The 17051-nt window shown below is 65.3% G+C and carries 17 protein-coding genes; 3 read left to right on the top strand and 14 right to left on the bottom strand.

Annotated elements, in window-relative coordinates:
• Positions 1-3 precede the first annotated feature (3 nt).
• From ACN9MV_RS06630 to ACN9MV_RS06580, 11 genes are read right to left on the bottom strand one after another with little or no spacing between them, the layout of a single operon-like run.
• Positions 4-897, bottom strand: a complete 894-nt coding sequence (locus ACN9MV_RS06630) for a class I SAM-dependent methyltransferase (protein ID WP_426391652.1) — start codon at positions 895-897, stop codon at positions 4-6.
• Positions 894-1469 carry a DUF1415 domain-containing protein gene (locus ACN9MV_RS06625; RefSeq protein WP_426391651.1) on the bottom strand — a complete coding sequence of 192 codons (576 nt, stop codon included), beginning with the start codon at positions 1467-1469 and terminating at the stop codon, positions 894-896. Before ACN9MV_RS06625 ends, ACN9MV_RS06630 begins: the two co-directional genes overlap by 4 nt.
• On the bottom strand, positions 1466-2725 hold the full coding sequence (locus tag ACN9MV_RS06620) for a CynX/NimT family MFS transporter (RefSeq protein WP_426391650.1): 1260 nt from the start codon (positions 2723-2725) through the stop codon (positions 1466-1468). The genes ACN9MV_RS06625 and ACN9MV_RS06620 overlap by 4 nt, the downstream gene beginning before the upstream one ends.
• The gene (locus ACN9MV_RS06615; RefSeq protein ID WP_093172492.1) at positions 2722-3852 is read right to left on the bottom strand and encodes a deoxyguanosinetriphosphate triphosphohydrolase; all 1131 of its coding nucleotides are present in this window, start codon (positions 3850-3852) and stop codon (positions 2722-2724) included. The genes ACN9MV_RS06620 and ACN9MV_RS06615 overlap by 4 nt, the downstream gene beginning before the upstream one ends.
• On the bottom strand, positions 3849-4958 hold the full coding sequence (gene aroB / locus ACN9MV_RS06610) for a 3-dehydroquinate synthase (protein WP_426391649.1): 1110 nt from the start codon (positions 4956-4958) through the stop codon (positions 3849-3851). The genes ACN9MV_RS06615 and aroB overlap by 4 nt, the downstream gene beginning before the upstream one ends.
• Positions 4959-4993: 35 nt before the next feature.
• Positions 4994-5542 carry a shikimate kinase gene (locus ACN9MV_RS06605; RefSeq protein WP_093048548.1) on the bottom strand — a complete coding sequence of 183 codons (549 nt, stop codon included), beginning with the start codon at positions 5540-5542 and terminating at the stop codon, positions 4994-4996.
• Between the two features lie 23 nt (positions 5543-5565).
• A complete protein-coding gene (gene pilQ, locus ACN9MV_RS06600; RefSeq protein WP_426391648.1) occupies positions 5566-7716 on the bottom strand; it encodes a type IV pilus secretin PilQ in 2151 nt (716 codons plus the stop codon).
• On the bottom strand, positions 7713-8252 hold the full coding sequence (locus ACN9MV_RS06595) for a pilus assembly protein PilP (protein ID WP_093048542.1): 540 nt from the start codon (positions 8250-8252) through the stop codon (positions 7713-7715). The genes pilQ and ACN9MV_RS06595 overlap by 4 nt, the downstream gene beginning before the upstream one ends.
• Positions 8249-8926: a type 4a pilus biogenesis protein PilO gene (locus ACN9MV_RS06590; RefSeq protein WP_426391647.1), complete on the bottom strand. Its 678-nt coding sequence runs from the start codon at positions 8924-8926 to the stop codon at positions 8249-8251. The genes ACN9MV_RS06595 and ACN9MV_RS06590 overlap by 4 nt, the downstream gene beginning before the upstream one ends.
• Positions 8927-8932: 6 nt before the next feature.
• The gene (locus tag ACN9MV_RS06585; RefSeq protein ID WP_426391646.1) at positions 8933-9553 is read right to left on the bottom strand and encodes a PilN domain-containing protein; all 621 of its coding nucleotides are present in this window, start codon (positions 9551-9553) and stop codon (positions 8933-8935) included.
• Positions 9550-10629: a pilus assembly protein PilM gene (locus ACN9MV_RS06580; protein WP_258350983.1), complete on the bottom strand. Its 1080-nt coding sequence runs from the start codon at positions 10627-10629 to the stop codon at positions 9550-9552. The genes ACN9MV_RS06585 and ACN9MV_RS06580 overlap by 4 nt, the downstream gene beginning before the upstream one ends.
• 239 nt (positions 10630-10868) lie before the next feature.
• Here ACN9MV_RS06580 and ACN9MV_RS06575 point away from each other — a divergent pair, with 239 nt between their 5' ends.
• Entirely contained in the window at positions 10869-13277 is a 2409-nt protein-coding gene (locus ACN9MV_RS06575; RefSeq protein WP_426391645.1) for a penicillin-binding protein 1A, read from the top strand.
• 16 nt (positions 13278-13293) lie between these two features.
• Here ACN9MV_RS06575 and cyaY read toward each other — a convergent pair whose 3' ends face one another.
• Positions 13294-13626, bottom strand: a complete 333-nt coding sequence (gene cyaY / locus ACN9MV_RS06570; protein WP_093172500.1) for an iron donor protein CyaY — start codon at positions 13624-13626, stop codon at positions 13294-13296.
• 12 nt (positions 13627-13638) lie between these two features.
• Between cyaY and lptM the strand changes: the two genes are divergently transcribed.
• Both lptM and lysA read left to right on the top strand, forming a co-directional pair.
• The gene (lptM, locus tag ACN9MV_RS06565) at positions 13639-13929 is read left to right on the top strand and encodes an LPS translocon maturation chaperone LptM (RefSeq protein ID WP_097199971.1); all 291 of its coding nucleotides are present in this window, start codon (positions 13639-13641) and stop codon (positions 13927-13929) included.
• Positions 13926-15212, top strand: a complete 1287-nt coding sequence (gene lysA / locus ACN9MV_RS06560) for a diaminopimelate decarboxylase (RefSeq protein WP_426391644.1) — start codon at positions 13926-13928, stop codon at positions 15210-15212. Before lptM ends, lysA begins: the two co-directional genes overlap by 4 nt.
• 10 nt (positions 15213-15222) lie before the next feature.
• Here the strand turns inward: lysA and ACN9MV_RS06555 are convergent, their stop codons facing one another.
• Both ACN9MV_RS06555 and msrP read right to left on the bottom strand, forming a co-directional pair.
• Positions 15223-15888, bottom strand: coding sequence for a sulfite oxidase heme-binding subunit YedZ (locus ACN9MV_RS06555; RefSeq protein ID WP_093048518.1), 666 nt, complete (start codon positions 15886-15888; stop codon positions 15223-15225).
• 28 nt (positions 15889-15916) lie between these two features.
• Positions 15917-16939 carry a protein-methionine-sulfoxide reductase catalytic subunit MsrP gene (gene msrP, locus ACN9MV_RS06550; protein ID WP_426391643.1) on the bottom strand — a complete coding sequence of 341 codons (1023 nt, stop codon included), beginning with the start codon at positions 16937-16939 and terminating at the stop codon, positions 15917-15919.
• Positions 16940-17051 lie beyond the last annotated feature (112 nt).

Genomic DNA, 17051 nt, shown 5'->3' with positions numbered 1-17051 from the left:
GGCTCAGGCGAGACGGAAGCGCGTGTCGCCCAGCGTGTCGAGCCCGAACTGCGCCAGCAACTCGCGCAGCCGCGTCGCCGCACTCGCCTTGCGCTGGCCGGTGTAGCGCGCCAGGATCAGTTCGTTCTTCATGCTGTGCTCCCAGCCGACCAGTTCGGTCACGGTGACGCTGTAGCCGTTGGCTTCGAGATACAGGCAGCGAAGCACGTTGGTGAGCTGGCTGCCGATTTCGCGCGTGTGCAGCGGATGGCGCCACAGCTCGGCCAGCGGCGTGCGCGAAAGCGCCAGCGCCTTGGTTTCGCGCAGGCAGGCGGCCACTTCGGCCTGGCAGCAGGGCACGAGCACCATGCAGCGCGCCTTCTTGGCGAGGCCGAAGGCGATGGCATCGTCGGTGGCGGTGTCGCAGGCGTGCAGCGCGGTGACCACGTCGATCTGCTCCGGCAGTTCGCTCGCTCGCGCCGATTCGGCCACGGTGAGGTTCAGGAACGACATGCGGTCGAAGCCCAGCCGCTGCGCCAGCGCGCGTGAGCGCTCGACCAGTTCGCCGCGCGTCTCGATGCCGTAGACATGGCCGCTGCTGCCCTGCCGCGCCCGGAAGAACAGGTCGTAGATGATGAAGCCGAGGTACGACTTGCCCGCGCCATGATCGGCCAGCGTTGCGCCTGCGCCCTCTTCCGGCAGCTCGCGCAGCAGTTGCTCGATGAACTGGAACAGGTGGTAGACCTGCTTGAGCTTGCGCCGCGAGTCCTGGTTGAGGCGCCCCTCGCGGGTGAGGATGTGCAGTTCCTTGAGCAGCTCGACGGACTGGCCAGGGCGCAGGGCTTCGGCCAGTTCGGCATCAGCCTTGGCGGCTTTGTTCGTCTTCGTCACCGGTTTCGATGCGGCTTTGGTGTTCATGGCCTGGCGCTCCCGGGGCCGACGTCGAGAGCTACCCAGCCATCGGACCCCAGCGCTTCGAGCGTGTCGATGTTGCGCTCGAAGATGGCCTCCGCCTCGGGGAACGCCTCGACCGCGCGGCTCACGCTGTCCTCGCGCAGCAGGTGCAGCGTGGGGTATGGCGCGCGGTTGGTGGCGTTGCCGAGGGCGTCGACTTCGGTGCCGGCGAACTGGAACTGCGGATGAAAGCTCGCCAGCTGGAACACGCCGTCGAAACCGGCGCGCGCAAGCCGGCGTTCGGCACGCGCCGTGAAATCGTTGAAGTCCAGGAAATCGGCCAAGGTATTCGGTGCAATCAGAAGTGTGGTGTCGCGCACGGCGGCGTCGAGCGCTGCGAGGTCTTTGGCTTCGGCCAGCAGCGCGTCCATCAGGTCGGCTGCTTCGGCGGGTTCGTACACGGCGTAGTGGATCTGCGACTTAACGTGCACGGCCTTTGCGAAGGGGCACAGGTTGAGGCCGATCACCGCGCGTTCGAGCCAGCGCCGCGTGTCGGCTTCGGCCTGGGCGGCTGCAATTGTCGTCGGATGGGTCATGCCATCTCCGCCGCAGGGCGAATCCGCCCCAGTCGCCGCGCGATCGCCATGCCGGCCAGCGAACAGGCCAGCGTGGCCGTCCAGGTCCAGTGCCAGCCGCCAACGCGGTGGGCCAGCCACGCCACCGCAGGCGGAGCCAGGAACTGGCCAAGCGACGATGCCTGCTGCATGAGGCCGACGGTCGTCGACACGGTGGTGGGCCCGGGTGCCAGACGCACCCCCAGCAGGAACAGCGTGGCCGGCACCATGCCACCGCCCAGCGAGAAGGCGCAGACGGCGATGTAGCGCAGCGCGGGCGGCAGGCCCAAGGCGTCGGCGCCCTGCCCTGCTTGCGCGAAGGCGGCCACGCCGCCCAGCGCCATCGTCAGGAAACCGAGCTGCAGCAGGCGCTCGGGCGCCACGCCGCGCTGCAGCCAGCGGCCGCCGGCGATGTTGCCGACGATGTTCATGGCGGCCGCGAGCGCAGTCAGCACCGCGTTCCAGGCAGCCGGCACGCCCGCACCTGCATAGATGGCGGGCAGGAAGCCGATGACGGCCATCCACTGCGACGAGTACACGGCGAACGTCAGCGCAACCAGCCAGGGGGCGCGCGCACCGACAGTGGCGCGCAGGCGCGACGACCAGCCTTCGCTGGGCTGGCCTCCCACTGCCTGACGGGTTCGATCACCAGGCACGACCGTCCACACCCAGAGCGCAGCACCGGCCGACACGACCGACAACGCCCACCACCAGCCCGTCCAATCGCCCCAGGCGATCAGGGCGGGCCCAAGCAGCAGCGCAAGGGCCACGCCGAGCGGCATGTAGGCACCCCAGAGGCCCAGCGCTGCCTTGTCCGCGCCCGGCGGGGTCAAGGCGCGGATCAGCCCCGGTCCCGGCATGACCGCCAGCAGGAAGCCGATGCCTTCGATGCCGCGCAACAGAAGCAGCCATTGCACGGCGTACGCGCCGCCATCTGCGCTGGTGCCGACCAGGCCTCCCAGCAGGCTCGCGACCGTCAGCACGAACAGCCCCGTCAGCATGCTGCGGCGCAGGCCGATGGTGTCTGCCGCAAGCCCGACCAGCAGCCCCAGGGTCATGCTCGCGACCTGAACCAGTGACAACAGGAATCCCGCCTCGACCAGGCCGATGCCGAGCGATGCCTGCAGCGCCGGAACGGCCGGCGGCAATTTGCCCAGATGCAAGGCTCCGCTGACGCCGCCCAGCAGGACGGCGAAGGCCGCGGCGGGAACGCGCGGACGTGCTGCGACGGAACTCACGCGATCCCCCGGCGGCCGGTGAGCCGCTCGTGCTCGCGCACAGCGAAACGGTCGGTCATGCCGGCGATATAGTCGGCCACGGCTCGGTGCCTGTCGCCGCGCTCGGCGAAGGAAGTTGGCATTTCGGCACTGCGCTCGAGATAGGCCTCGAACAGCTCCCGCACCACGTCACGCGCCTGATCGGTGGTCTGGGTGACCTGCGGGTGCCGATAGAGGTTGTGGAAGAGAAAACGCTTGAGGTCTTCCGACTGGGCCTGCATGGTGCCGCTGAACGCGACGACAGGCGGGGCCTTGCGCACTGCGTCGGCATCGACCGGCGCGAGGGCTTCGAGCGCCGCGCGCGTCGCGTCGATCACGTCGTAGACCTGCGCGCTCAGCATGCGCCGGATGGTTTCGTAGAGCACGCGCCGGCCCTGCAACTGCGGATGCTCGGCAAGCGCCTCGCGGCGATGGCGCTCGAACAGCTCGACCTCGGACAGTTGCTCGACGCTGATGAGCCCCGAGCGCACGCCGTCGTCGATGTCGTGGGCGTTGTAGGCGATGGCGTCGGCGAGGTTGCACAGCTGCGCCTCGAGCCCCGGCTGCGTGCGGTCGAGAAACCGCCGGGCCACGCCGTTGGGCTCGGCCGCCTCCAGACGCTCCGCATTCGCGCGGGAGCAGTGCTTGAGGATGCCCTCGCGGGTCTCGAAGCTGAGATTCAGTCCGTCGTACTGCGGATAGCGGTGCTCCAGCGCATCGACCACGCGCAGGCTCTGCAGGTTGTGCTCGAAGCCACCATGCCCGGCCATGCAGTCGTTGAGCGCGTCCTGGCCTGCGTGCCCGAAGGGCGTGTGGCCCAGGTCATGCGCCAGGGCAATCGCCTCGACCAGGTCCTCGTTGATTCGCAGGGCCCGGGCGATCGAACGGCCCAGTTGGGCGACTTCCAGCGAGTGCGTGAGCCGGGTGCGGAACAGGTCGCCCTCGTGGTTCAGGAACACCTGCGTCTTGTAGACCAGCCGGCGAAAGGCCGTGGAATGCACGATGCGGTCGCGGTCGCGCTGGAAGGCATCGCGCGTGGGCGCGGGCGGCTCGGCATGCCGACGGCCGCGCGACTGCGCGGGCAGGCAGGCATAGGCCGCGAGGCTCATCCCGCGCAGCACTGCGCGAGCACTTCGCGCACCAGCGCGTCGGGCGCGCTGCGGACCACGGCGGAGCCGGGCCGGTCGATCACCACGAAGCGGATCTCGCCGGCTTCCGATTTCTTGTCGACGCGCATCAGCTCCAGATAGCGTTCGGCACCCAGCGCGGGGCCGACGACCGGCAGGCCGGCGCGCTCGATCAGGCGCGTGAGCCGCTCGACGAAGGCAGCATCGACGCCGCCGAGCCGCTGCGACAGGTGCGCTGCCATGACCATGCCGCAGCCGACGGCCTCGCCGTGCAGCCATTCGCCATAGCCGAGGCCCGATTCGATCGCGTGGCCGAAGGTGTGGCCGAAGTTGAGGATCGCGCGCAGGCCGGTTTCGCGCTCGTCCTGGCCGACCACCAGCGCCTTGATCTCGCAGCTGCGCTTGACGGCGTAGGCCAGCGCGGCCGGGTCTCTTGCGACGAGGGCCTCGATGTTCGCCTCGATCCAGTCGAAGAAGGCCATGTCGTGGATCGGGCCGTACTTGATGACTTCGGCCAGGCCGGCACTCAGTTCGCGCGGGGGGAGCGTCTGCAGCGTGGACAGATCGCACACGACGAGCTGCGGCTGGTAGAACGCGCCGATCATGTTCTTGCCGAGCGGGTGGTTGATGGCCGTCTTGCCGCCGACCGAGGAATCGACCTGCGCCAGCAGCGTGGTCGGCACCTGCACGAACGGCACACCGCGCATGTAGCTGGCGGCGGCGAATCCTGTCATGTCGCCCACCACGCCACCGCCCAGGGCGAACAGCACGGTCTTGCGGTCGCTGCCATGTCCCAGCAGGTCGTCGAAGATCAGGTTCAGGGTCTGCAGGTTCTTGTAGACCTCGCCGTCGGGCAACTCGAGCAAGTGCACGGTACGGAAACGGCCCGCCAGGGCAGTCTGCAGCGCCTTGGCGTAAAGCGGCGCCACTGTGGTGTTGCTGACGATCAGGGCCGTGGCCGCGGCGGGCGTGACGGCAAAGCTCTGGGGATCGTCCAGCAGGCCGGCACCGATCAGGATCGGGTAACTGCGGTCGCCGAGCTGGATGTCGACGCGTTCTGGCGGAGCGGAAAGTACGGGCAGGGACATGGGCAGCGAGTTTAGGCGCTGCGGCCCAGACAGGCTCAGGCGGGGGGCTCTTCGGGATGGGCGCCCGGCTCGACGACACCTGCCAATTCGAGCTGCATCACGATGATGTTCACCAGCATGGCGATCGACGGGCGGCCTGTATCGACCACGTCGTGGGCCGTTTCCCGGTAGAACGGGTCGCGCGCATCGTGCAGTTCGCGCAGCCGGCCCAGCGGGTCAGCGACCTGCAGCAGGGGCCGCTTGACGTCGTGGCGCAGGCGCCGGAACAGGTCCTCGGGGGAAGAGCGCAGGTAGATCACGTGGAAGTGATCGCGCAACTGGGTGCGGTTGGCCTCCCGCAGCACCGCGCCGCCTCCGGTCGCCAGCACGCCCTGGGCATTGGCGGCCAGGTCGGCGATCACGGTTTGTTCGAGATCCCGAAAGGCTACTTCACCTTCGCGCTCGAAGTAATCGCGGATCGAGCAGCCTATGCGCTGCTCGATCACATGATCGGTGTCGATGAACGGAAGGTCCAGCCGCATCCCCAGGCGCCGGCCCACTGCGGATTTTCCGGCGCCGGGCAAGCCGACGAGTGCGACCGCCACGCGGTGGCTGCTACGCCCGCGCGTCAGCGCGCGGCGTTGCGGTCGGTAATCATCTTCGGGGTGATAAAGACGAGCATTTCGGTCTTGTTGGCAACGCGTTCGCGCTTGCGGAACAGTGCCCCCAGGTAGGGCACTTCACCCAGCACCGGCACGCGCGATTCGTCATTGGTTTCGGTGAGCTCGAAGATACCACCGATGACGACCGTGCCGCCGTTCTCCACCAGCACCTCGGTTTGCACGTGCTTGGTGTTGATCGCTGGACCCGCCGAGGTATTCACGCCGCGGGCGTCCTTGCTCACGTCCAGCGTCAGGATGATGTTGCCTTCCGGCGTGATCTGCGGCGTGACTTCGAGCTTCAGCACCGCCTTGCGGAACGAGATCGAGGTAGCACCGCTGGACGTGGCCTGCTGGTACGGGATTTCTTCACCCTGCTCGATCAGCGCCTTGGTCTGGTCGGCCGTGATGACACGGGGGCTGGACACCAGCTTGCCCTTGCCGTCGGCTTCGAGCGCCGAGATTTCGAGGTTCAGCATGCGCGAGAAGCTCGAATTGAAGAGCGAGATCGCGAAGGTGCCCGCCGCGTTGCCGGTACCGCCCGCATCGCCTGCCGGGAGGTTGATGAAGTTGGAATTGGTAAAGGTGCTGGTGACCGTGCTGGCAGCGCCATTGGTACCTGGCGTGACGATGGGCATGACGCCAACGTTGCCATAAGCCCGACTGCCGGCGGACGATGCAAAGCGCTCTCCAGCGATACCGCCGCCCAGCCGCACACCAAGCGACTTGCCAAAGGTGTCGGACGCTTCGACGATCCGGGCTTCGATCAGCACCTGACGAACCGGAATGTCCAGCTTCTGGATCAGCTCGGTCACCTGGGCCAGGCGCGATGGGATGTCCGACACGAAGAGTTGGTTCGTGCGCGACTCGGCGATGACGCTGCCGCGGGGGCTCAGGATGCGCGTCGTCGTACCGCTGCCACCGCCACCGCCCGATGAAGCACCGGTGCCCGTCAACCCCTGCGCGATGGCAATCGCCTTGGTGTAATTGAGCTGGAACGACTGGGTGCGCAGCGGCTCCAGATTCTCGATCGCGGCCTTGGCCTCGAATTCGAGCTTTTCCTTGGCGTTGATTTCGTCCTTGGGTGCGATCCACAGCACGCTGCCGTTCTTGCGCATGCCCAGGTTCTTCGCCTGCATGATGATGTCGAGCGCCTGATCCCAGGGCACGTCCTTCAGTCGCAGAGTCAGCGCGCCGCTCACCGAGTCCGAGGTCACGATGTTGAAGTTCGTGAAGTCGGCAATCACCTGCAGCAGCGAACGGATTTCGATGTTCTGGAAGTTGAGCGACAGTTTCTCGCCGTTGTAGCCGACGCCTTGCGTCAGCTTGGTCGGATCGACCTTGCGGGCGCGAACTTCGACCACGAACTGGTTCTCGCTCTGGTAGGCGCTGTGCTCCCAGTCGCCCTTGGCTTCGATCGTCATGCGGACACGGTCGCCCGATTGCTGCGAGGTGATCAGCTGGACCGGCGTTCCGAAGTCGGCCACGTCGAGGCGGCGGCGCAGCCCCTCTGGCAGCGTCGACTTGGTGAACTCCACAACGAGGTTCTTGCCTTGCTGCTTGACGTCGACACCGACCTGATTATTCGGAAGATCGACGATGACGCGGCCCGTGCTGTCGGCACCGAGGCGGAAGTCGACGTCGCGCAACGGCAACATGTCCCGGTTGCGGTTTTCCGCGAAAGTCGTGGCGGCAGACGTGACAAGCGCCGAACCGGCCACCGGTTCGAGAATGACCAGCAGCGACTTGCCCTGGATCTCGGCCTTGTACGCAGTCGCCTGCTTCAGGTTCAACACCACCCGGCTACGTTCACCAGCCTGAACCACGTTCACCGAGCGCAGGTTGCCCTGGTTCACTTCGATGGCAGAGCGGCCGATGGCATTCGTGACACCCGGGAAATCGAGCGCAATGCGAGCCGGCGTTTGCACGGCAAACCCGGCGGGCACCGCGGTGAGCGGCTGCGCAAGGTCGATGCGGATCACTTCCGCACCGGACTGTGTCGAGCTGGTCACGGCCTCGATGGCGTTTTGCGCATGGGCCACGGCCAATGCACCGAAGGCCAGCAGACCCAGGCCGGCAGCGCGCAGCCACTGTGCCATCGTTGATTTGTTTTGGTTCATTTCGCACTCTCTTGCAGCTGCAGCGTCGCGACGCGTTCGATCCATTCACCGGCGGCGTCTTGCACGATTTCACGCAAGGCGACTTCGGTTTCGTTGATACGGGTAATGCGCCCGTAGTTGAGTCCCAGGTATTCGCCGACGCGCACCTTGTAGAGCAGCTTGTCGACACGGACCAGCGCCACCGGCTGGCCGTTGCGATTCATGCTGCCGACCATCGCCATCGAGTCGAGCGGGAAGGCTTCGAGCGCCTCCTTGCGGCGTGCCAGTTCGGGCGCGATCAGCTCCGACGTGCTCGGCTGGTTCGAGTCGCGGCGCAGTGCCTGCGTCAGCTTCAGGATGTTGAAAGGTTCGAACGACGAGGCTTCGGTATAGGCCTGCGGCGTGAACTTCTTGGGCTCGGAAATGGGCGGCACCGAAGGCTTCACCTGGGCGCGCTGTTCGGCCATCCAGCGTTGCAGGTCGTCCTGGCCCGAGTCGCAGGCGCTCAGCCCCAACGCGGCCATCGTCAGCCACAGTACTTTGGCGGCGATCTTCATTTCTTCGCCTTCGGCGCAGCGGCGCGCTTCTGTGCAGCCCGCTCGTCATCATCGAGGTAGCGGAAGGTGCGTGCGGTGGTGTCCATCGTCAGCACGTCCTTGTCCTTTTGCGGGGTGACGGTGATGTTGTTCAACGTCACGATGCGCGAGAGACCAGCGACATCGGCCACGAAGGCGCCCATGTCGTGATACCGCCCAGTCACGCGGACGGCGATCGGCAGTTCGGCGTAGTAGTCCTTGACCGATACCTGCCCCGGACGGAACAGCTCGAACTGAAGGCTGCGGCCAAGACCTGCCTGATTGATGTCCGACAACAGGGCATCCATTTCCGCCTTGCTGGGCAACTGCTTCTCGAGCAGGGTCACGTACTGCTGCACCTGTTCGCGCTGCTTCTTCAGCAGTTCGAGGTTCGCTGCCTGAGCCACCTTTTTCTGGTAATCGGCCTTGAGCGCAACTTCCTTGGAACGTTCGCTTTCGAGCTCGTCGTTCGAATTGGTCAGCCAGACAAACCACAGGGCGACCAGTACCAGCGCGGTGACCGCCAGGCAGAGCGCGTACCGGGGCACCGGCGGCCACATCGACGGATCGTTCGGGTTGAGCCCGCGGAACTGTTCGCCGAAACGCTGCAGCGCAGCGCCGACATCTATTTTTTGGGAGGGGCGATTGCTTGCCATGATCGGTTACCCCTTGGATTGCGCCGTTGCGGCCAAGGCCTTTTCGGCAGCGGCCTTTTGAGCATCGGTGGGGCGTTTCAGGCCAATGCGCATCGTGAAGTTCGCCACGCGGCGCTGGTCGCGCGGATTCAGGTTCACATTTGCCGAAGTGATTTCGACCAGCTCCGGCTTCACGAGCCATGGGCTGTTGTTGCCCAGGTTGCGCAGCAACTCCGAGACCCGCTCGTTCGACTGGGCCATGCCTTGCAGCGTGACCGTCTGGTTGTCCTGCTTCATGCTGGTCAGGTAGACGCCATCGGGCAGTTGCCGGACCAGTTCGTTGAGCAGGTGCACAGGCAGGTTACGGTCGCCCTGCAGGTCTTCGACGGCCTGCTGGCGCGCGCGCAGCGCTGCGATTTCTTCCTGCAGGGTCGAGATTTCCTTGATCTCGACCTCGAGCTTCTTGATCTCGACCGAGAGGAAGCTGTTCTTCGATTGCTGCGCCGCGATCTGGGCTTCGAACCAGAGGTAGCCCAAGCCAGCAATCAGAAGACCGAGCACCGCTGCGGCGCCCAATGTGCCAAAGAAAGCCTCGCGCCGCCGCTTGCGTGCAGCTTCGCGGTGCGGAAGCAGATTGATGAGGATCACTGCAGGAACCTCCGCATGGCCAACCCGCAAGAGGTCAGATAGGACGGCGCCTCGCGACGAACCTTCTTCTCGCGGATGTTCGAACTGAAGTCCATGCCGTCGAAGGGATTCAGGAGCGAGCAGGCGAACGAGGTCTGTCGCGTCACGGCGTTGGTCAGGCCCGGCAGCGATGCCGATCCACCCGCCAGCAACACGTAGTCGACACGGTTGTGCGGCGTGCTCGTGAAGAAGAACTGGAGCGCACGCGCGATTTCCTGCGCGATGCTTTCCACGAAAGGCTTGAGCACACCGGAACCGTAGTCGTCGGGCAGGTCGCCGCTGCGCTTCTTGGCTTCGGCTTCTTCAGCGGAAAAACCGTACTGGCGCACGATCAGTTGCGTAAGCTGGGCGCCGCCGAATGCCTGATCGCGGTCATACAGCACTTCCTGGTTGCGAAGCACCTGCATGCTGGTGGTGAACGCGCCCACTTCGAAGAGCGCCACGATCGAATCCACGCCCTTGCCAGGCAGTTGCTCGATCAGGCGGGCGGTGGCTAAGCGTGAGGCATAAGACTCGACGTCGAGGATCATCGCCTTCAGGCCGGCGGCTTCCGCCAGGCCTTCGCGATCCTGGACCTTTTCTTTGCGGGACGCGGCAATCAGCACTTCCACGTCGCCGGCGGACGTGGCGCTCGGCCCCGTGACGCAGAAGTCGAGACTGACTTCGTCCAGTGAGAACGGGATGTACTGGTTGGCCTCGGACTCGACTTGAATCTCGAGCTCCTGCTCGCTCATGCCGCCCGGAAGAATGATCTTCTTGGTGATCACGGCCGACGGCGGCAGTGCAAGCGCCACATTACGCGTGCGCGTGCCGCTCTTGCGGACGACGCGCCGGACGGCTTCCGCCACCTCGTCGAATTTCTCGACGTTGCCGTCAGTGATCCAGCCACGTTCCAGGGGCTCGATGGCACAGCGCTCCAGGACCAGCTTGCCGCTGGCCTCACGGCCGAGCTCGACCAGCTTGACGCTGGACGAACTGACATCCAGCCCAAGCAGGGGAGCGTTCTGACGACGAAACAATGATCCAAGAGCAGCCAAGTTAAGTCCCTCTCCCCCTGTATTTGTAACCAATAGAAAAATGTGCGTTCGGTTGCATGCTAGCAGCAGGCGTAGCGGCAACCAAGCAGCGCCGGGGGGCAAAACCCTGAAGCGTTGTCAAAACCTGACGTCAAATCCGCATTTTGTAACTTTTGAATTATGGCGATGCAAGGGCAGCAAAGATCGGATCGTGAAAAGAGGACGGCTTTTTATAATGTCCGGTGACTCTCCGGCCCCTCATGCAAGAAACTTCAAGCCCCAAAGGGCCAGCCAAGACCCCTCCCCCCAAGCGCCCGACCTGGCTGAAATGGCTGTTGCGCTTTTTCCTCTGGGGCTTCGGCATTGCCGCGGCCGGTGTGCTGGCGGTGCTTTGCGTGGTGGCGGTGGCTCTTGCCGTCGCGTATCCGAACCTGCCGGACATCAGCGAACTCTCCGACTACCGGCCCAAACTGCCGCTGCGGGTGTTCTCGGCCGAAGGCACCCTGATCGGCGAATTCGGCGAGGAACGCCGCAATCTCACCCCGATTTCCGCCATTCCCAAGGTCGTGAAAGACGCCGTGCTCGCGGCCGAAGATGCACGTTTCTACGACCACGGCGGCGTGGACTACAAGGGCATGGTGCGCGCGGGCCTGGCCAACATGAATCGCGTGAAGAGCCAGGGCGCGTCGACCATCACGATGCAGGTGGCGCGCAACGTCTACCTGAGCTCGGAGAAGACGCTCACCCGCAAGATCTACGAAGTGCTGCTGACCTTCAAGCTGGAGCACCTGCTCACCAAGGATCAGATCTTCGAGATCTACCTGAACCAGATCTACCTCGGTAACCGCGCCTACGGCTTCGCCGCCGCCTCCGAAGCGTATTTCGGCAAGCCGTTGCAAGAACTTACGATCGCACAGGCCGCCATGCTGGCCGGCCTGCCGAAGGCGCCGGGCGCGAACAACCCGGTCAACAACCCGCAACGTGCACGCGGTCGCCAGTTCTACGTGATCGACCGCATGCAGGAAGCCGGCTTCATCACCGCTGAACAGGCCGCCGAAGCCAAGAAGGAAGAACTGCATCTGCGCGATGCCGCCGACCCGAACCGCCTGCACGCCGAATACGTCGCGGAAACCGTGCGCCAGCTGATGTACGCCCAGTACGGCGACAGCACCTACACGCGCGGCCTGAAGGTCTACACCTCGCTGGTCGCGGCCGACCAGGCGGCAGCCTACAAGGCGCTGCGCAAGGGCATCATGGACTACGAGCGCCGCCAGATCTATCGCGGCCCCGAGAAGTTCGTCGATCTGCCGAACGACGCCAAGGAACTCGACGAGGCGGTGGACGACGCACTCAGCGACCACCCCGACAACGGCGACGTGATGGCAGCGGTCGTGCTCAAGGCCACTGCCAAGCAGATCGACGCCGTGCGCGGCAACGGCGACCCAGTGCAGATCACCGGCGACGGCCTCAAGCCTGCGCAGTCCGGCCTCTCCGACAAGGCCCCGCCCAATATCAAGATCCGCCGCGGCGCGGTCATCCGCGTGGTGAAGACGCCCAAGAACACCTGGGAAATCACGCAGCTGCCCGAGGTGGAAGGCGCCTTCGTCGCCATGGATCCACGCGACGGTGCCATCAAGGCGCTGGTCGGCGGCTTCGATTTCGGCAAGAACAAGTTCAACCATGTGACGCAGGCCTGGCGCCAGCCTGGTTCGAGCTTCAAGCCTTTCATCTATTCCGCGGCGCTTGAAAAGGGCTTCACCCCGGCCACCGTCATCAACGACGGCCCCCTCTTCTTCGACGCCGGCACCACCGGCGGCCAGCCCTGGGAGCCCAAGAACTACGGCGGCGGCTACGACGGTCCGATGTCGATGCGCACCGCGCTGATGAAGTCGAAGAATCTCGTGTCGATCCGCATACTGCAGTCCATCGGCACGCGCTACGCGCAGGAGTGGATCACCAACTTCGGCTTCGACAAGGACAAGCACCCGGCCTACCTGCCGATGGCGCTCGGCGCGGGCTCGGTCACGCCGATGCAGATGGCGGTGGGCTATTCGGTGTTCGCCAACGGCGGCTACCGCGTCAATCCGTATCTCGTGACCCGCATCACCGACCACAAGGACAAGGTGCTGGTCGACAAGCAGCCGCCGCTGCTCAACGAGTCGCTGCGCGCCATTCCCCAGCGCAATGCCTTCATCATGGACACGCTGCTGAATTCCGTGGCTCGCGCCGGCACCGCGGCCAAGGCGCAGGCCATGCTCAAGCGCCCCGACCTCTACGGCAAGACAGGCACCACCAACGACTCGCTCGATGCCTGGTTCGCCGGCTTCCAGCCGACCATGACGGCCATCTCGTGGATCGGCTACGACACACCGCGCAACCTGGGCGACCGCGAAACCGGCGGCGGCCTGAGCCTGCCGATCTGGATCACCTACATGGAAACCGCCATCAAGGGCGTGCCGGTGACAGAGCTGTCGGCCAACCCGCCTTCAGGCATCGTGAGCGTCGGCGGCGAGTGGTACTACGACGACTATGCGCCGGGACGCGGCGTGGCAAGCCTGGGCGTGGAGTCCACGCCTGCGGCGCCAGCGGAAGCCCTGACCGGCGCCCCGGTGAGCCCGCCGGCCCCGCCCGAGGAGCGCAACCGCATCCTCGATCTTTTCCGCAACTGACGGCGGAGACGCAGAATCAGGCAGCCGCGAACGCCAGCGGCTGGCCTGCCTGCAGAGTCGCCTCGCGCGACAGGTTGCCGAAGAATTCTTCCCCGGTCTTGGTATCGACCCAGGCTTGGCCGTTATGGCGGTAGTGGTAGCCGCCAGAGCGCGCGGCAAGCCAGATTTCCTGCAGGGGCTTTTGCAGATTCACGATCAACTGACTGCCATTGCGGAACGAAATCGTGATCATCCCGCCCACCCTCTGGTTGTCGATGTCAGCGTCGGTCGCATCGTTGATGCGGTCGCAGCCTTGCTCGATGGCGGCGAGCGCGGCTTCGGCGCGGTCCATGTACTCGGTGTCGGTCATTACAATTTCGCTATGTTGAACGTTCGCCAAATTCTAGTGAGCACCCGCGCCCGCGCTGCGCTCATGGTCTGCCTCGTCGCAGGCGCTGCCGGTCTGGTTGCTTGCGGACAGCGCGGTGCGCTGTACCTGCCGACCGATCCTGCCGCCGCCGGACGAGCCACGTTGCCGCAGCTGATGACACCCGAAAGCTTGCGGTCGTCATCCTCCTCCAGCGAGGCTGCGCCCGCACCAGCGGCTGCCGCAAGTGCACCGGCCGCCGCTGCCAGCGCACCGGCGAGCAACAGCACGGAACCGCGCAAGTGAGCGCCGATATCACATCCCCCGCCCTCCCCGGCCAGCCGCACATCGCAGAGCGCGATGGCGCGCTGCACGTCGAAGGCGTTGCGCTCGACGCGCTGGCCCGCGAGCACGGCACCCCTCTTTTCGTCTACTCGAAGCAGTGGATGCTGGACGCCCTGGCCGCATACCAGCGCGGCTTCGAAGGTCGCGATGCACTGATTTGCTATGCGATGAAAGCCAATTCGTCGCTCGGCGTGCTGCGCGTTTTCGCGGAAGCAGGCTGCGGCTTCGACATCGTCTCGGGCGGCGAACTGGCTCGTGTGCTGGCCGTGGGCGCCGATCCGAAGAAGATCATCTTCTCCGGTGTCGGTAAGACCCGCGCCGAAATGCGTCAGGCCCTCGCCGCCGGCATCGCCTGCTTCAACGTCGAGAGCGAAGCCGAACTCGACGTGCTCAACGAAGTGGCGGTGGCCGAAGGCAAGCGCGCGCCCATCAGCATTCGCATCAATCCGAACGTCGATCCGAAGACGCACCCGTACATCTCCACCGGCCTCAAGGGCAACAAGTTCGGCATCGCGCACGATCGCGCGGTCGAAGCCTACCGGCATGCTGCAAGGCTGCCGGGCCTGGAAGTGGTCGGTATCGACTGCCACATCGGCTCGCAGATCACCGAAGCCTCGCCCTACCTCGACGCCTGCGATCGCGTGCTCGACCTAGTCGAGGCAATCGAAGCGGCTGGCGTGCCGGTCCATCACTTGGACTTCGGCGGCGGCCTGGGCATCGACTACAACGGCGAAGTGCCGCCCAAGGCCGATGCGCTGTGGCAGCAGTTGCTCGCCAAGCTGGACGCGCGCGGCTTCGGCCAGCGCAAACTGGTGATCGAGCCCGGACGCTCGCTGGTCGGCAATGCCGGCGTGTGCGTGACCGAGGTGCTCTACACCAAGCCCGGCGAGGACAAGAACTTCTGCATCGTCGACGCGGCCATGAACGACCTGCCGCGCCCCGCGATGTACCAGGCCTTCCAGCGCATCGTGCCGGTGCGCACGCGCGCTGGCGACGCGCCGACCTACGACGTGGTCGGCCCGGTCTGCGAAAGCGGCGACTGGATCGGCCGCGACCGCGCGCTCAACGTGGTGGCGGGCGACCTTCTGGCGGTTCTGTCGGCGGGCGCGTACTGCATGAGCATGTCCAGCAACTACAACACGCGCGGCCGTGCCGCCGAGGTGCTGGTGAGTGGCGCCAGCGCCAGGCTGATCCGCCGCCGCGAGACGATGGAAGACCAGCTGCGCAGCGAGATCGACGGCTGATTGCCGTCTGTCAGTTGGTGCGCAGCGGCTTCTCGCTGTTGCGCACCGCGCCTGTTGCCCCTGCTGCCGGCTTCGCCTTGCGCTTGCTCGCAAAATTCCACACGCGCCACGCAAGCAGCACCCCGATGATCGCAACGTAGATGAACACTTCGGCGAAGTTGTTCTTGCCCGCGCGCATCCAGAAGAAGTGCAGCAGGCCCAGGCCCGCGATCACGTAGACCAGCTTGTGCAGCATCTGCCAGCGCTTCGCGCCCATCGCCTTGATCGCGCGATTGAACGACGTGGCCGCCAGCGGCGTCAGCAGCACGAAGGCCGAGAAGCCCACCAGGATGAACGGCCGCTTCGCGATGTCCTTGGCAATGTCGCCCCACTCGAAACCCATGTCGAACCAGCTGTAGCACAGCAGGTGCAGCACCACGTAGAAGTAGGCGAACAGGCCGAGCATGCGCCGGTAGCGCGCAAGCGCGTTCCACTTGCTGATGACGCGCAGCGGCGTCACCGCCAACACGATGCAGATGAAGCGCAGCGTCCAGTCGCCGGTGGCGCGAATCAGGAACTCGGCGGGGTTGGCGCCGAGGCCATCCGTGAACGCGCCGTAGGCCAGCCGCGCGAACGGCAGCAGGCACAGCAAGAAGATGACCGGCTTGGTCGCCGGATGCATGAGCAGCTTGTTCATGGAGCGATGGCCGGGTGCAGAGGCAAGCTCAGTAGTTCTTCTTCAGGTCCATGCCCGCATAGAGCTGGCCGACCTGGGCTTCGTAGCCGTTGAACATCTCGGTCTTGCGCCGCTTGGCGAACAGGCCGCCGCCGTCGCCGATGCGGCGCTCGGTCGCCTGGCTCCAGCGCGGGTGGTCGACGTTCGGGTTCACGTTCGAATAGAAGCCGTACTCGTTGGCCGCAGCCTTGTTCCACGCCGTGCTCGGTTCCTTTTCGACGAAGCGGATCTTCACGATCGACTTGGCCGACTTGAAACCGTACTTCCACGGCACCACGAGCCGCACCGGCGCACCGTTCTGGTTGGGCAGCACCTCACCGTACATGCCGAAGGCAAGCAGCGTGAGCGGATGCATCGCTTCGTCCATGCGCAGGCCTTCGGTATAGGGCCAGTCGAGCACGCGCGAGCCCACGAAGGGCATGGTCTTGGGGTCGGCCAGCGTCACGAACTCGACGAACTTGGCATTGCCCTGCGGCTCGACCTTCTTGATCAGCTCGGCCAGCGAATAGCCGACCCACGGAATGACCATCGACCAGCCTTCGACACATCGCAGGCGGTAGATGCGCTCTTCCTGCGCGCTGAGCTTGAGCAGGTCTTCGATGCCGTACTTGCCCGGCTTCTTGACCAGGCCTTCGACCTCCACGGTCCACGGCCGCGTCTTCAGCGTGCCGGCATTCTTGGCCGGATCGGCCTTGTCGGTGCCGAACTCGTAGTAGTTGTTGTAGGTCGACGCGTCCTTGTAGTCGGTGAGCTTTTCCATCGACATGGCACCTGGCACCGCCGACTTGGTTCCCGACAGCGGCGCAAGCTTGTTGGGGCGCTCGGCCTGAGCCCACGCTTCGCGCGAGGCAAAACCGGCCAGCGCCGCCCCTGCCGCGCCACCAGCCATGAGCTTCAGCATGTCGCGCCGGCTTTCGTAGGCGGCGCGCGGCGTGATCTCGCTCGACAGCGGGTGGGTGAAGCCGTTGTCGCTGCTGCTGTTGCGACGGATCGGGCGGGAATGGAACGACATGACAGGCCTTTCGCGTGAATCGTTGTGCTCAGGGTAGTTCGTGACCAACCCTGATTTGGTTACGCGCCGTCGCGGCGCGCGGTTTCAATTCTTCGCGAAAGACCGCAAGCCT

This window comes from Variovorax sp. R-27, from assembly GCF_049913215.1.
Taxonomy (GTDB): domain Bacteria; phylum Pseudomonadota; class Gammaproteobacteria; order Burkholderiales; family Burkholderiaceae_C; genus Variovorax.
This window is presented reverse-complemented; position numbering and strand designations above follow the sequence as displayed.